The organism is Klebsiella sp. 141198, from assembly GCF_050600785.1.
In the GTDB taxonomy this organism is placed as follows: Bacteria; Pseudomonadota; Gammaproteobacteria; order Enterobacterales; family Enterobacteriaceae; genus Klebsiella; species Klebsiella aerogenes.
In genome coordinates this window covers 173,853-189,042 of record NZ_JAQIRM010000003.1, presented here as the reverse complement: position 1 = coordinate 189,042, position 15,190 = coordinate 173,853, and the positions used below count along the sequence as shown (strand labels likewise).

The window sequence follows — 15,190 nt, the reverse complement described above, 5'->3', positions numbered from 1 at the left end:
GCTCAGCCAGAATCACTACATCGCCGGGCTACCCTTATAGACAGGCGACCTCCCCTACCCTACGGAGCATAAACAATGAAAAAACTGATTAACCGTGTGGAAGATGTACTGAGTGAACAGCTTATCGGCCTGGCGAAGGCGCATCCTGAACTGACGCTGCACCAGGACCCGGTCTATGTAACCCGCTCCGATGCGCCGGTCGCCGGCAAAGTGGCGCTGCTCTCCGGCGGCGGCAGCGGACACGAACCGATGCACTGCGGCTACATCGGCCAGGGCATGCTTTCCGGCGCCTGCCCGGGGGAAATTTTCACCTCGCCGACGCCGGACAAAATGTTCGAATGCGCGATGCAGATTGACGGCGGCGAAGGCGTCCTGCTGATTATCAAAAACTATACCGGCGACATCCTGAATTTTGAGACCGCTACCGAGCTGCTGCACGAAAGCGGCGTTAAGGTCACCACCGTCGTGGTGGATGACGACGTGGCGGTAAAAGATAGTCTCTATACCGCCGGACGCCGCGGCGTCGCCAATACCGTGCTGATTGAAAAACTGGTCGGCGCCGCCGCCGAACGCGGCGACTCGCTGGAAGCCTGCGCTGAACTGGGCCGCCGTTTAAATAACCTTGGCCACTCGATTGGCATCGCGCTGGGCGTCTGCACCGTACCGGCCGCCGGACAGCCCTCCTTTACCCTGAAAGACGATGAGATGGAGTTCGGCGTCGGCATCCATGGCGAGCCAGGTATCGACCGCCGCCGCTTCAGCTCGCTCGACCAAACCGTCGATGAAATGTTCGATACCCTGCTGGAAAACGGCGCATACAGCCGCACGCTGCGCCAGTGGGATAACGTCAAGGGAGCGTGGCAGGAAGTGAAACAGAGCAAAACCGCGCTGCAAAACGGCGATCGGGTTATCGCGCTGGTCAATAACCTCGGCGCCACCCCGCTTTCCGAACTATACGGCGTTTACAACCGCCTCGCCCAGCGCTGCGAAGCCTCCGGCATTGTGATTGAACGCAACCTCATCGGCAGCTACTGCACCTCGCTGGATATGGCGGGTTTCTCCATCACCCTGCTGAAAGCGGATGATGACACGCTGGCGTTATGGGACGCCCCGGTCCATACCCCGGCGCTGAACTGGGGAAAATAAGGAGCACGACATGTCACTGAACAGAACGCAAATCGTCGACTGGCTGTACCGCTGCGGCGACATTTTCACCAAACAGAGCGATTTTCTCACCGGCCTTGATAAAGAGATCGGTGATGCCGACCACGGCCTCAATATGCACCGCGGCTTCAGCAAAGTGGTCGAAAAGCTGCCGTCGATCGCCGATAAAGACATCGGTTTTATTCTCAAGAATACCGGGATGACGCTGCTTTCCAACGTCGGCGGCGCCAGCGGTCCGCTGTTCGGCACCTTCTTTATCCGCGCCGCCCAGGTCACCCAGGCGCATCAAAGCCTGACCCTCGACGAACTTTATCAGATGATCCGCGAAGGCGCGGACGGCGTCGTCAACCGTGGTAAAGCGGAGCCGGGCGATAAGACGATGTGCGACGTCTGGCTGCCGGTAGTGGAATCCCTGCGTCATTCCAGCGAGCAGCATTTGTCTATCCCTGCCGCGCTGGATGCCGCCTGCGAAGTGGCCGAGCGCGCCGCCCACGCCACCATCACCATGCAGGCCCGTAAAGGCCGCGCCAGCTATCTCGGCGAGCGCAGCATCGGGCATCAGGATCCCGGCGCGACCTCGGTGCTGTTTATGGTTCAGATGCTGGCTGCCGCCGCCAAAGAGTAAGGAAATCGCGATGGTAAACCTGGTTATTGTTTCTCATAGCGCCCGGCTGGGCGAAGGTGTCGGAGAACTGGCCCGGCAGATGTTAATGAACGATGGCTGTAAGCTGGCGATCGCCGCCGGGATCGACGATCCCGACAGCCCGATCGGCACCGATCCGATTAAAGTCATGGAGGCGATCGAATCCGTCGCCGACACCGACCATGTACTGGTGATGATGGATATCGGCAGCGCCCTGCTCAGCGCCGAAACCGCCCTCGATCTACTCGATCCGGCGATTGCGGCAAAAGTGCGGCTGTGCGCCGCGCCGTTGGTCGAAGGGACGCTGGCGGCCACCGTCAGCGCCGCCTCCGGCGCCGGAATCGACAAAGTTATCGCCGATGCCATGAACGCCCTGGAAGCCAAGCGGGTTCAGCTGGGTTTACCTTCGCACACGCCTGACGCCGCCGCCCCAACGTTTGCTGACGACGGCGACGCTAAATCGGTTTCAGTCATTATTAACAATCACAACGGCCTGCACGTGCGTCCGGCATCAAAGCTGGTCGCCGCGCTGGCGGGTTTTAACGCCGACCTGGTACTGGAGAAAAACGGCAAATGCGTCACCCCGGACAGTCTGAATCAAATCGCTCTGCTGCAGGTGCGCCGCCACGATAAGCTGCGCCTGCTGGCTCGTGGTCCGGACGCCGATGCCGCGCTGGCGGCGTTTCAGGCGCTGGCCGCTGATAACTTCGGCGAGTCGCCGGAGGCGCAACCGACAGCGGAACCCGCCATACCTGCGCGTGTTGAAGGCGCCGCCCTGCTTTATCCGCTGGCGGCGATCCAACCGGCGCTCCCCACCGCCGCCGACATCGCCCGCGAGCAGCAGCGCCTGCGCCAGGCGATCGACCAGACGCTGGTCGATCTCAATGCTCTCACCGAGCTGGCGGAAAACAAATTTAACGCCGATATCGCGGCGATCTTCGCCGGCCATCACACCTTGCTCGACGATGAAGATCTGTTTGATGCCGCCAACGATCGCCTGCTCACCGAACAGTGCTCGGCGGAATGGGCGTGGCATCAGGTGCTGATGGAGCTCAGCCAACAGTATCGCCAGCTGGATGACGCCTACCTGCAGGCGCGCTATATCGATATCGAAGATATTCTGCAGCGCACGCTACGCCATCTGCAGGGTATTAAGGAAATACTGCCAACTCCCAGTGAGCCGACGATTATTATCGCCGACAATATTTATCCCTCGACCGTACTCCAACTGGATGCCAGCAAGATCACCGGCCTGTGCCTGCGCGACGGCAGCGAACAGGCCCACGGCGCGATTATCGCCCGCGCGGCGGGGATCGCCTGGCTATGCCAGCAGGGCGAAGCGCTGAATGATATTGAGCCTGGCGAAGCCATCGCGCTCGATATGCGTCAGCAACGTCTTATTCGTCGCTAAATCCACTTTGACCATTACCCGCCTCCGGAGGGTGAGTTTTCGCTTACTGATCAGGAACCACTATGTCTCAATTCTTTTTTAACCAGCGCGCCAGCCTCGTTAACGACGTGATCGAGGGAACCATTATTGCCAGCCCGTGGAACAACCTCGCCAGGCTGGAGAGCGACCCGGCGATCCGCGTGGTGGTGCGCCGCGATCTGAATAAAAACAACGTGGCGGTGATTTCCGGCGGCGGCTCCGGCCATGAACCGGCGCACGTCGGCTTTATTGGTAAAGGCATGCTGACCGCCGCGGTCTGCGGCGATCTGTTCGCCTCGCCGAGCGTCGACGCGGTACTCACCGCGATTCAGGCGGTGACCGGCGAGGCGGGCTGTCTGCTGATCGTTAAAAACTACACCGGCGATCGGCTTAACTTCGGCCTCGCGGCGGAGAAAGCGCGCCGTCTTGGCTATAACGTAGAGATGCTGATCGTCGGCGACGATATTTCGCTGCCGGATAACAAACAGCCGCGCGGCATCGCCGGGACCATTCTGGTGCATAAAGTGGCGGGCTATTTCGCCGAGCGCGGCTTCAACCTCGCCACCGTCCTGCGTGAAGCGCAATACGCCGCCAACCATACCGCCAGCATCGGGGTGGCGCTGGCCAGCTGTCACCTGCCGCAGGAAGCGGAAAGCGCGCCGCGCCATCAGCCCGGCCACGCCGAGCTGGGGATGGGCATCCACGGCGAACCGGGAGCTTCGACGATCGCGACCCATAACAGCGCGGAAATCATGCAGATTATGGTAGAGAAGCTGACCGCCGCCCTACCTGAAACCGGCCGCCTGGCGGTGATGCTCAATAATCTCGGCGGCGTGTCGGTGGCCGAGATGGCGATTCTGACCCGCGAGCTGGCCAATACCCCACTCCATGCGCGCATTGACTGGTTGATTGGTCCGGCTTCGCTGGTAACGGCGCTGGATATGAAAGGCTTCTCGCTGACCACTATCGTGCTGGAAGAGAGCATTGAAAAGGCGCTGCTGTCGGATGTCGAAACCGCCAGTTGGCAGAAGCCGGTGCAGCCGCGGGCCGTTAATATCATGCCGTCCGCGCTCGCCAGCGCACGCGTCGCCTTTACGCCATCGGCCAACCCGCAGGTGGGCGATTACGTGGCGCAGGTGACCAGCACGCTCTCCGGCCTCGAAACCCATCTCAACGCGCTGGACGCCAAAGTGGGCGACGGCGATACCGGCTCCACCTTCGCCGCCGGCGCGCGCGAGATTGCCGCTCTGCTGCAACGCCAGCAACTGCCGCTCAATGATTTACCCACGCTGTTCGCGCTAATCGGCGAACGCCTGACGGTGGTAATGGGCGGCTCCAGCGGCGTATTGATGTCGATTTTCTTCACCGCCGCCGGGCAGAAGCTGGAGCAAGGCGCCAGCGTGGCCGAAGCGCTGAATGCGGGTCTGGGGCAGATGAAATTTTACGGCGGCGCCGATGAGGGCGACCGGACAATGATTGACGCTCTACAGCCGGCGCTGGCGGCGCTGCTGGCCGAACCGGATAATCTGCAGGCCGCTTTCGCCGCGGCGCAGGCCGGCGCGGATCGCACCTGCCAGTCGAGCAAAGCCGGCGCCGGCCGCGCCTCCTATCTCAATAGCGAGAGCCTGCTCGGCAATATGGACCCCGGCGCCCACGCGGTGGCGATGGTGTTTAAGGCGCTGGCGGAACGCTAAGCCTCACCCGGTAGCGCTGCACTTACCGGGGCGACATAACACCACTGAAAGGTAGCCCGGATAAGGCGCAACGCGCCGCTATCCGGGTTTACCGTTCTATCTATTATTTGCTATGCCAGTACGCCTGCGAGCGCACCAGTTGCTGATCGATACTCGGCTCCTCAAAGCGCGCCAGCAGCGATTTCACCACTGCGCCTTCACCGGTCAGCCAGATAAAATAATCGTCTGACGGCACCTTAACCTGTGCCAGACGCTCGGCAACGAACCCCGGATTGTGGCCCACCACCCATTCGATATTAAAGCCGTCGAGATCCGCCAGATAATCTTTATACGAAGCATCCGCGACGGTGACGATGGCCGTCACCTGCGGCGTCACCGGCAGCTGACGTAATCCCAGCAGGCGACGGCGCAGCGCCGGCATGCCCGACTCGTCACAGACATAAAGCTGCCAGGCGTAATCTTCCGGCACCACCAGCGAACCGCGCGGCCCGCCGATCACCAGCTTATCGCCGACGTTGGCTTCCAGCGCCCAGCGGCTGGCAATACCGCCATCGTGGATATAAAAATCGTAAGCCAGCTCATGGCGTTCGGCATCGTACAGCGGCGTGTAGTCGCGGGTCGCCGGGCGCACGCCCTCGCCCCAGTTAATGCCTTCGTCGGTCACTTCCGGCGGCGTGAATACGCTGCCCGCCTGCGGGAAAAACAGTTTGGTGTGGTCGTCAAAACCTTGTGAAACAAAGCCATCCAGCGCCTCGCCCCCCAGCACGATCCGCTGGAACGCCTGGCCGATACGCTCAACGCGCAGCACGGTTAATTCGCGAAAACGTAGTTCGTTACGCACGCGCTGCGGATATTTTACTTGATTAATTGTGGTCATCCGTCGTCGCCTTGGTGAAGGGTAAATAGATATATCTAAACTCAGTGCAAATGATAATGATTGCTATTAATAAAAATGGCAAGTTTTTTTTGATATAAAGCGAGAGAAAGTCACAATAAAGCAAAAATCAAAAACAAATTCATTTAAATCAATTAATTAAAAATAAAATATTGTCTTTTATTATTTTTTAGATATAAATTAGATATATCAAAAAGACAGGAGGCATCGATGCGACATCATCACGAAGAGGGCCACGGCGAACAGGGCCGTCGCGGCGGCGGACGCCGCCAGCGTTTCTTTGGCCACGGCGAATTGCGCCTGGTGATCCTCGATATCCTTTCGCGCAACGCCAGCCACGGCTATGAGCTGATTAAAGAGATTGAGGCGCTGACGCAGGGCAATTACAGCCCCAGCCCCGGCGTTATCTATCCGACGCTCGACCTGCTGCAGGATCAGGGATTGATTAGCGTAGAAGAGGAAAATGGACGTAAAAAAATCGCTATCACTGAAGAGGGACGCCGCCTGTGCGCCGAAAGCGGCGAGCAGTTAAGCCAAATTCAGACGCGCCTGCAGGAACGCATGGTCGGCTGCGAATTGCGCAAAAATCCGCAGATGAAACGCGCGCTGGAAAACTTTAAAGCGGTGCTGGACCTGAAGGTCAACCAGCAGAGCATCAGCGACGCGCAGTTGAAACAGATCATCGGCGTGATTGACCGCGCGGCGATGGAAATCTCCCAACTCGATTAACCTCTCGCACCACAATGGTTCCCAGGCTGCTCCATCACACAGCGGCCTGCACCACCCCACGTCATACCGCTTCACACCCCAACGGCAGTTTATCTTGCGGCCTCAGGAATAAAACGTGCCAATATTTAAGTTATGAGATTAAATTTCGCACAATTGCGCCTTAACTTTGCGTTTATCCCGATTTTCATCGTCGCTGCCAGGCTGGCGTAATCCCTGCAATACTTAATTCAGTATCATGTGATACGCCCCCCCAGGAGCACATTTTGAACAGGTTACCTTCCAGCGCATCGGCTCTGGCCTGCAGCGCGCACGCACTGAATCTCATTGAGAAGCAATCGCTCTCCCATGACGAAATGAAAGCACTGAACCAGGAGGTGAGAGAATACTTTAAAGAACATGTGAACCCGGGGTTTCTGGAGTATAGAAAATCGGTCACAGCCGGCGGGGATTACGGAGCCGTAGAGTGGCAAGCGGGAGGGTTAAATACGCTTGTCGACACCCAGGGACAGGAGTTTATCGACTGCCTTGGTGGGTTTGGCATCTTCAATGTAGGGCACCGTAATCCAGTTGTGGTATCCGCCGTCGAAAATCAACTCGCGAAACAACCGCTTCACAGCCAGGAGCTGCTGGACCCGCTGCGGGCGATGCTGGCGAAAACGCTGGCGGCCTTAACGCCCGGTAAGCTCAAATACAGTTTCTTCTGCAACAGCGGCACGGAATCCGTGGAAGCGGCTCTGAAGCTGGCAAAAGCCTATCAGTCTCCGCGCGGCAAATTTACCTTCGTCGCCACCAGCGGCGCGTTCCACGGTAAATCGCTCGGCGCGCTGTCGGCCACCGCGAAATCGACCTTCCGTAAACCGTTTATGCCGCTACTGCCGGGCTTCCGTCACGTGCCGTTCGGCGATATTAACGCCATGCGTTCCATTCTGAGCGAATGCAAGAAAACCGGTGATGACGTCGCGGCGGTGATCCTTGAGCCTATCCAGGGCGAAGGCGGCGTGATCCTGCCGCCGGCGGGTTACTTACCGGCGGTCCGTAAACTGTGCGACGAGTTTGGCGCGTTGCTGATCCTCGACGAGGTACAGACCGGCATGGGCCGCACCGGCAAGATGTTCGCCTGCGAGCATGAAAACGTGCAGCCGGATATTCTGTGTCTGGCTAAAGCGCTCGGCGGCGGCGTAATGCCGATCGGCGCGACGGTAGCGACGGAAGAGGTCTTCTCGGTGCTGTTCGATAACCCATTCCTGCACACCACCACCTTCGGCGGCAACCCGCTGGCCTGCGCGGCGGCGCTGGCGACGATCAACGTCTTGCTCTCGCAGAACCTGCCGGCGCAGGCGGAGCAGAAAGGCGATCTGTTGCTGGACGGCTTCCGTCAACTGGCGCGCGAATATCCGGATCTGGTGAATGAAGTCCGCGGGAAAGGCATGTTGATGGCTATTGAGTTTGTCGATAACGAGATTGGCTACAACTTTGCCAGCGAGATGTTCAGACAGCGGGTGCTGGTCGCCGGGACGTTAAACAACGCCAAGACGATCCGCGTTGAACCGCCGCTGACGCTCACCCTCGAGCAGTGCGAGCAGGTACTGAAGGCAGCGCGCAAGGCGCTGGCGGCACTGCGCGTTTCGGTCGAAGAGACATAATTCACACCCGACCCTCTCCCGTCGGGAGAGGGTATTTTCGCGTTATACCACCCGCACGCCCGCCGGCATGACGCGTTCCGGCGTCAACAGCACGCTTTCGCTTTCATCCTCGGTTTCCGCGCATAGCAGCATGCACTCAGATGTTTCGCCACGCATTTTGGCTTTCGCCAGATTACACAGCACCACCACCGTTTTCCCCAGCAGTTCCTCTTCGCTATAGTAGGGCACCAGGCTGGTGACCGTCTGCAGCGTGCGGTCGCCGACATCAATCCGCGCGATATACAGCTTGTCGGCATTGTCATGGCGTTTCACCTCGACAATCTTGCCGACGCGCATCTCCAGTTTGGCAAAATCAGCGTAAGCTACGGTATCCATCTCTCACCTCCAGTAAATTTTTACTAAAAGATAGCAAGTTTTTGCCGTTCGTCTGCATAATGCTGATAATAATGCTACTTCTGTCACGCTATCGCCGGGGAAAACGGCCCTCGCGCGCTGGCGTTTTTTACTGAAATAAGGTGCAGGACGCGACGCTTGCTTTACAATAGATGAGCAAACATGGGCAACGTCCGATAAAGGAAAAAGATGGCAACGCTAAAAGACATTGCGACCGAAGCGGGTGTTTCGCTGGCGACGGTTTCCCGGGTGTTAAACGACGATCCCACCCTGAACGTAAAAGAAGAGACCAAGCATCGCATTCTCGAGATTGCGGAGAAGCTGGAGTATAAAAGCAGCAGCGCGCGTAAAACGCAGGTCCTTCCCGTCGGCCATCATCATATCCTGGCGCTGTACAGCTATCAGCAAGAGCTGGAAATTAACGACCCTTACTATCTCGCCATTCGCCACGGTATTGAAACACAGTGCGAAAAGCTCGCTATCGAACTCACCAACTGCTATCTCAATAACACCCTGCCAGAGCTGAAAAAGGTCACTGGCGTATTGATTATCGGCCAGCCGACGCGCGAGCTCCGCGAGACCGCCAGCGCGCTGACCGACAATATCTGCTTTATTGATTTTCACGAAGCCGGCAGCCCGTACGATGCGGTGGATATCGACCTGGTACGTATCGCTAAAGAGGTGGTCGACTTCTTTATCCAGCAGGGCGCGTCGCGTATTGGATTTATCGGCGGCCAGGACCAGCCCGGCAAGGCCGATATTCGCGAAGTGGCGTTTGTGGAGTACGGTCAGTTGAAGGGCGTGGTTTCAGCCGATGATATCTGGCGCGGCGGTTTTTCCAGTTCTTCCGGTTATGAGCTGGCGAAGCAGATGCTGGCGCAAACGGAGTTTCCGCGGGCGCTGTTTGTCGCCTCGGACTCCATCGCCATCGGCGTGCTGCGCGCCATTCACGAACGCGGGCTGGCGATCCCGGAAGATATTTCGCTGATTAGCGTCAACGATATCCCCACCGCGCGCTTTACCTTCCCGCCGCTGTCAACGGTGCGGATCCACTCCGAAATGATGGGAAGTCAGGGGGTGAACCTGCTGATCGAGAAGGCCCGCGATGGCCGCGCCCTGCCGCTTAACGTTTTTGTTCCCAGCGTGTTGAAGCTGCGCGGCACCACCCGTTAATCCAACCCCATCCCGGCGGCGCTGCGCTTGGCCGGGCTACCGGTCCTGGCCGGAACGCCATTCTGTAGGCCGGGTAAGGCGAAGCCGCTACCCGACACAAAAGCGGCTCCATACCCGCATCCTGTTACCCGGCGGCGCTACGCTTGGCCGGGCTACCGGTCCTGGCCGGAACGTCATTCTGTAGGTCGGGTAAGGCGCAGCCGCCACCCGACACAAAAGCGGCTCATTTTGTGATCGAGTTAAAGTAAATCATCCCTGGCGATTTTATTTAGTAAAAGTTTTACTAAAATGAGTTTTATCTTATTAAGCCGTTCAGGGAGGCGATATGAATCGCTGGGAAAACCTTCAACTCACTCATGAAAACAGGCTGCCGCCGCGGGCGTATTTCTTCTCTTACGACTCACTGGCCCAGGCGCGGACCTTCGCCCGCGAAACCAGCAGCCGCTTCCTGTCCCTCAGCGGGCAGTGGAACTTCCGCTTCTTCACCAACCCGCTGCTGGTACCGGAGAGCTTTACCTCATGCTATCAGAACGAGTGGGGGCCGATTACCGTACCGGGCATGTGGCAGATGGAAGGCCACGGCCAGCTGCAGTACACCGACGAAGGTTTCCCCTTCCCCATCGACGTGCCCTATGTCCCGACCGATAACCCGACCGGCGCCTACCAGCGCCTGTTCACCCTCGGCGACGGCTGGCAGGGCAAACAAACCATCATCAAATTCGATGGCGTCGAAACCTATTTCGAAGTTTACGTTAACGGCCAGTACATCGGCTTTAGCAAAGGCAGCCGCCTGACCGCCGAGTTCGATATCAGCGCGGTGGTGCAAACCGGCGACAACCTGCTGTGCGTGCGCGTGATGCAGTGGGCGGACTCCACCTATATTGAAGATCAGGACATGTGGTGGTCGGCGGGCATTTTCCGCGACGTCTATCTGGTGGGGAAAAATCCGCTGCACGTGCAGGATTTCACCGTGCGCACCGATTTTAACGATGACTACATCGACGCGACCCTCTCCTGCCAGCTGACGCTGGAAAACCTGGCTCCGCAGACGGCGGCGGCGACGCTGGAATATACTCTGTTCGACGGCGAAAAGGCGCTTTATTCGGGCAACGTTGGTCAACTGCAGGTCAGCCAGCAGCTAAACACCGGCTTCACAATTGATGTGAGCGCGCCGCAGCAGTGGTCGGCGGAAAGCCCGTATCTCTATCATCTGGTGCTGACGTTAAAAAACGCCGCCGGCGAGGTGCTGGAAATCATCCCGCAGCGCGTCGGTTTCCGCGATATCAAAGTGCGTGACGGCCTGTTTTATATTAATAACCACTACGTGATGCTGCACGGCGTAAACCGCCACGATAACGATCATCTGAAAGGCCGCGCGGTCGGCATGGATCGCGTGGAAAAAGATCTGCTGCTGATGAAGCAGCACAACATCAACTCGGTACGCACCGCCCACTATCCGAACGACCCGCGTTTCTATGAAATGTGCGATATCTACGGATTGTTCGTGATGGCGGAAACCGATGTGGAATCCCACGGTTTCGCCAACGTCGGCAACCTCAGCGCCATCACCGACGACCCGGCCTGGGAACACATCTACGTTGAGCGCATCGTGCGCCACGTGCACGCGCAGAAAAACCATCCGTCTATCATCATCTGGTCACTGGGTAATGAATCCGGCTACGGCTGCAACATCCGCGCTATGTACCACGCCACCAAAGCGCTGGATGATACCCGGCTGGTGCACTACGAAGAGGACCGCGATGCCGAAGTAGTGGATATCATCTCCACCATGTATACCCGCGTACCGCTGATGAACGAATTCGGCGAGCATCCGCATGAAAAACCACGCATTATTTGCGAATACGCCCATGCGATGGGCAATGGTCCCGGCGGATTAACTGAATATCAGAACGTTTTTTACCAGCACGACTGTATCCAGGGCCACTACGTGTGGGAATGGTGCGACCACGGGATTCAGGCCACCGACGATAACGGCGCGGTGTGGTACAAATTCGGCGGCGATTACGGCGACTACCCGAACAACTACAACTTCTGCCTTGATGGGCTGATTTTCTCCGACCAGACGCCGGGGCCGGGCCTACGCGAATATAAACAGGTCATCGCCCCGGTAAAAGTACAGGCGCGGGATATCTGCCGCGGCCAATTGCGGGTGGAAAACAAACTGTGGTTCTCCACTCTCGATGACTACACCCTGCGCGTAGAAGTCCGCGCCGAGGGCGAAACGCTCTCCAGCCAGTTGCTGAAAGTGAAAGACCTGGCGCCGAACAGCGGCCGCGACCTGCAAATCGCCCTGCCGCAACTCGACGAGCGTGAAGCTTTCGTCAACATCATGGTGACCAAAGATTCGCGCACCCCGTATAGCGAAGCCAATCACGATATCGCCGTCTATCAGTTCCCGCTTAAGGCGCGGACCGCCGCGCGAACTCCGCTGTTAAACGCCAGCGCCACCCCGCTGCAGATTGCCGATGAACGCCTGAACTACACCATCAGCGGCCATAACTTCCGCGTGGTATTCAGCAAGGTCAGCGGCAAACTGAGCGAATGGCAGGTCAACGGCGTCGATCAGGTAACCCGCGAGCCGAAGATTAACTTCTTCAAGCCAATGATTGACAACCATAAACAGGAATACGAAGGGCTGTGGCAGCCGGCCCACCTGCAGATAATGCAGGAGCATCTTCGCGAATTCAGCGCTGAAATAGAGGGTGAAACGGTGGTGATCACCACCCGCAGCGTGATTGCGCCGCCGGTGTTCGACTTCGGTATGCGCTGCACCTATCGCTGGCAGATTACGCCACAGGGCCACATCAACGTTGAGCTGGCCGGCGAGCGCTACGGCGAATATCCGCACATCGTCCCGTGCATCGGCTTTATGCTGGGCATTAACGGTGAGTTCGACCAGGTGAACTACTATGGCCGCGGGCCGGGCGAGAACTACGCCGACAGCCAGCAAAGCAACATCATTGATATCTGGCATACCACCGTCGACGATATGTTCGTCAATTATCCGTTCCCACAGAATAACGGTAACCGTCAGCACGTGCGCTGGGCATCGTTCAGCGACCGCCACGGCAGCGGCCTGCTGGTCGTTCCGCGCAATCCGCTCAACGTCAGCGCCTGGCACTTTACGGCAGAAAACCTGCACGCCGCCCAGCACTGCAACGAACTGCAGCGCAGTGATGACATCACCCTGAATATCGATGCGCAACTGCTCGGCCTCGGCTCCAACTCCTGGGGCAGCGAAGTGCTGGATAGCTGGCGCGTCTGGCTCAACACCTTCAACTATGGCTTTACGCTGCTGCCGCTGGAGGGCGGATGCGGCACCTCGCAGGTACTGGCGAACCATAGCTTCGGCGCCGGTTTCTTTTCCCCCGTTGCACACAGCGAGGCTGAACAATGAGAATTCTCGATAATTTAGAACAGTTTAAGCAGGTTTATCATAGCGGCCGCAAATGGCAGCGCTGCGTGGAAGCCATCAATAACATCGACAACATCCGCCCGGGCGTGGCGCATTCCATTGGCGATTCGCTCTCCTATCGGGTGGAAACCGATAGTACGACCGATGCGCTATTTGTCGGCAACCGCCGCTACTTTGAGGTGCACTATTACCTGCAAGGGCAGCAGAAAATCGAGTTTGCCGCCAAAGAAAATCTGCAAACCGTCGCCTGCTACCGCGACGAAACCGATCGCGAATACCTGAAAGGGATCGGTGAAACGGTGAAGGTTCATGAAGGGCAGATGGTGATTTGCGATATCGACGAAGCCTACCGCTTTATCTGCGATGCGCCGGTAAAAAAAGTGGTGCTGCGAGTCACGGTTGAAGACGGCTACTTCCTCAATAAGTAAACCCGCGTTAAGCGACAAGGGAGGTCAACGGGTACGCCCGTTGGCCTTTCGGTTCCAGCCCGCTGCGGCGGGTAGATGAATGATTGGAGGACGTATGTCCGAATCTGTACGTGCCAAAATCGGCAAGTTCGCGCTGCTATCGATGGCCTTTACCGCCGTCTTTAACGTGCGAAATATCGTCAATAATAACATTGAGTTAGGGCTCAGTTCCGCGCCTATCTTCTTATTTGCCACTATCGTTTATTTTATCCCGTTCGTGTTTATCATCGCCGAATTCGTCTCGGCCAATAAACACTCTGAATCCGGGATGTACGCGTGGCTGAAGCAGCCGCTGGGCACTCGCGCCGCCTATCTTGGTTCCTTCCTCTACTGGTTTGTGAACCTGTTCTTTTTCCTCTCGCTATTGCCGAACGTGGTGGCCTACGCCTCGTATGCGATCACCGGTTACGCGATCCCCTTCTCGCCGATGGTGACCTCGCTTATCTCCATCGTGCTGTTCGCCATGGCCACCCATATATCCACCAAAGGGGCGACCTGGTTGGGGAAAATTTCCGAATGTGTGGCCTACGGCGTGTTCGCTTTGTTCGCGATTTACGTCGTCGGCGCGCTGACCGCGCTGGGTTCCGGTCACGTCCCGGCGCAGCCGATTACCCTGGCGGCGATGGAGCCGACCATCAACTGGGCGACGCTCGGTATTATGTGCTGGATTTTCCAGGCCGCAGGCGGCGCGGAAACCGTTGCCGCCTACCTCAACGACACCAAGGGCGGGCAGAAATCCTTTATTAAAGTCATCATCACCGCCGGGGTGCTGATTGGCGGTATGTACGCCTTAGGTTCGCTGCTGGTTAACGTCTTTGTCGCCCGTGAAAACCTGACCTACGCCGGCGGAATGGTGGAAATCTTTACCGGTCTCGGCGCCTACTTCCACATTTCTGAAGCGCTGATGGGCCGCTTCGTCGGCATCATCCTGTTTATCGCTATCTTCGGCAGCATGATGATGTGGACCGCCGCGCCGGTCAAAATCCACTTCTCGGAAATCCCGAAGGGTATCTACGGCCAGAAAACCACCGAGCTGAACGCCCACGGCGTGCCGGTACGCGCCGCCTGGTGGCAGTTCCTGTTCGTTTTCCTGATGTTGATTGTTAACGGCTTCGGCTCCGCCAGCGTGCAGCAGATGATGAACACCGCCATTAATCTCACCGCCGGTACCGCCATGCTGCCGCCGCTGTTCATCATGGCCGCCTACTTCTTCTTCCGCTGGAAACACGATGACACGCCGCGCGACTTCCGTATGGGCTCAAGAAAAGTGGGCATGAGCATAGTCACCATGTTGATGGTCATTTTCGTCATCAGCATGACTGCTTCGGCCTTCCCGCCGGGCGTCGATCTGGTTAACGCTTTCTTTATCAACGTCTTTATGACCGCGGTCTTCTCCGGCCTGGCGTGGTGGTGGATCACCCGCTTTGAAAAAAAGCAGCAACGTCTGCGCGCCGCGGCGCCGGTTAACGCTGCTGCCGCCGGTAAATAACGTTCCTGTCGTCCCGTCAGCCCCTCGTCGGCTGG

General features: G+C 57.9%; 12 protein-coding genes. 10 read left to right on the top strand and 2 right to left on the bottom strand.

The features are described 5' to 3' along the window. Window positions 1-75 precede the first annotated feature (75 nt). From dhaK to PGR10_RS10805, 4 genes are all read left to right on the top strand, one after another. On the top strand, window positions 76-1,146 hold the full coding sequence (gene dhaK / locus PGR10_RS10820) for a dihydroxyacetone kinase subunit DhaK (protein WP_430923457.1): 1,071 nt from the start codon (window positions 76-78) through the stop codon (window positions 1,144-1,146). Between the two features lie 10 nt (window positions 1,147-1,156). After that, a complete protein-coding gene (gene dhaL / locus PGR10_RS10815; RefSeq protein WP_007372179.1) occupies window positions 1,157-1,789 on the top strand; it encodes a dihydroxyacetone kinase subunit DhaL in 633 nt (210 codons plus the stop codon). Window positions 1,790-1,799: 10 nt separating this feature from the next. Next, window positions 1,800-3,218 (top strand): dihydroxyacetone kinase phosphoryl donor subunit DhaM, encoded by a 1,419-nt coding sequence (gene dhaM / locus PGR10_RS10810; protein WP_430923456.1) that lies wholly within the window; start codon window positions 1,800-1,802, stop codon window positions 3,216-3,218. A 62-nt stretch (window positions 3,219-3,280) separates the two neighbouring features. Continuing rightward, on the top strand, window positions 3,281-4,930 hold the full coding sequence (locus tag PGR10_RS10805; RefSeq protein ID WP_430921373.1) for a glycerone kinase: 1,650 nt from the start codon (window positions 3,281-3,283) through the stop codon (window positions 4,928-4,930). Window positions 4,931-5,033: 103 nt separating this feature from the next. Here PGR10_RS10805 and PGR10_RS10800 read toward each other — a convergent pair whose 3' ends face one another. After that, the gene (locus tag PGR10_RS10800) at window positions 5,034-5,807 is read right to left on the bottom strand and encodes a siderophore-interacting protein (RefSeq protein WP_271032083.1); all 774 of its coding nucleotides are present in this window, start codon (window positions 5,805-5,807) and stop codon (window positions 5,034-5,036) included. Window positions 5,808-6,035: 228 nt separating this feature from the next. Here PGR10_RS10800 and PGR10_RS10795 point away from each other — a divergent pair, with 228 nt between their 5' ends. Continuing rightward, complete coding sequence (locus tag PGR10_RS10795) at window positions 6,036-6,554, top strand: PadR family transcriptional regulator (RefSeq protein ID WP_032712554.1); 519 nt, start codon at window positions 6,036-6,038, stop codon at window positions 6,552-6,554. A 263-nt stretch (window positions 6,555-6,817) separates the two neighbouring features. Then, window positions 6,818-8,197, top strand: coding sequence for a putrescine aminotransferase (ygjG, locus tag PGR10_RS10790; RefSeq protein ID WP_047043175.1), 1,380 nt, complete (start codon window positions 6,818-6,820; stop codon window positions 8,195-8,197). Between the two features lie 42 nt (window positions 8,198-8,239). Here the strand turns inward: ygjG and PGR10_RS10785 are convergent, their stop codons facing one another. After that, entirely contained in the window at window positions 8,240-8,572 is a 333-nt protein-coding gene (locus PGR10_RS10785) for a tRNA-binding protein (RefSeq protein WP_015369597.1), read from the bottom strand. A gap of 207 nt (window positions 8,573-8,779) precedes the next feature. Here PGR10_RS10785 and ebgR point away from each other — a divergent pair, with 207 nt between their 5' ends. The 4 genes from ebgR (at window position 8,780) to PGR10_RS10765 (ending at window position 15,155) form a co-directional block, all read left to right on the top strand. Then, a complete protein-coding gene (gene ebgR, locus PGR10_RS10780) occupies window positions 8,780-9,763 on the top strand; it encodes a transcriptional regulator EbgR (protein WP_113373109.1) in 984 nt (327 codons plus the stop codon). A 325-nt stretch (window positions 9,764-10,088) separates the two neighbouring features. Then, on the top strand, window positions 10,089-13,181 hold the full coding sequence (gene ebgA / locus PGR10_RS10775; protein ID WP_430923455.1) for a beta-galactosidase subunit alpha: 3,093 nt from the start codon (window positions 10,089-10,091) through the stop codon (window positions 13,179-13,181). Further along, a complete protein-coding gene (locus tag PGR10_RS10770; protein ID WP_004900777.1) occupies window positions 13,178-13,627 on the top strand; it encodes a beta-galactosidase subunit beta in 450 nt (149 codons plus the stop codon). The genes ebgA and PGR10_RS10770 overlap by 4 nt, the downstream gene beginning before the upstream one ends. Window positions 13,628-13,721: 94 nt before the next feature. Then, entirely contained in the window at window positions 13,722-15,155 is a 1,434-nt protein-coding gene (locus tag PGR10_RS10765) for an amino acid permease (protein WP_430923454.1), read from the top strand. Window positions 15,156-15,190: the final 35 nt, after the last annotated feature.

Coding starts and splice junctions, on each gene's coding strand:
- PGR10_RS10785 (WP_015369597.1), bottom strand. CDS start 8,572: ATGGATACCGTAGCTTACGCTGATTTTGCCAAACTGGAGATGCGCGTC.
- dhaM (WP_430923456.1), top strand. CDS start 1,800: ATGGTAAACCTGGTTATTGTTTCTCATAGCGCCCGGCTGGGCGAAGGT.
- dhaK (WP_430923457.1), top strand. CDS start 76: ATGAAAAAACTGATTAACCGTGTGGAAGATGTACTGAGTGAACAGCTT.
- PGR10_RS10765 (WP_430923454.1), top strand. CDS start 13,722: ATGTCCGAATCTGTACGTGCCAAAATCGGCAAGTTCGCGCTGCTATCG.
- ebgA (WP_430923455.1), top strand. CDS start 10,089: ATGAATCGCTGGGAAAACCTTCAACTCACTCATGAAAACAGGCTGCCG.
- PGR10_RS10770 (WP_004900777.1), top strand. CDS start 13,178: ATGAGAATTCTCGATAATTTAGAACAGTTTAAGCAGGTTTATCATAGC.
- PGR10_RS10795 (WP_032712554.1), top strand. CDS start 6,036: ATGCGACATCATCACGAAGAGGGCCACGGCGAACAGGGCCGTCGCGGC.
- PGR10_RS10800 (WP_271032083.1), bottom strand. CDS start 5,807: ATGACCACAATTAATCAAGTAAAATATCCGCAGCGCGTGCGTAACGAA.
- dhaL (WP_007372179.1), top strand. CDS start 1,157: ATGTCACTGAACAGAACGCAAATCGTCGACTGGCTGTACCGCTGCGGC.
- ebgR (WP_113373109.1), top strand. CDS start 8,780: ATGGCAACGCTAAAAGACATTGCGACCGAAGCGGGTGTTTCGCTGGCG.
- PGR10_RS10805 (WP_430921373.1), top strand. CDS start 3,281: ATGTCTCAATTCTTTTTTAACCAGCGCGCCAGCCTCGTTAACGACGTG.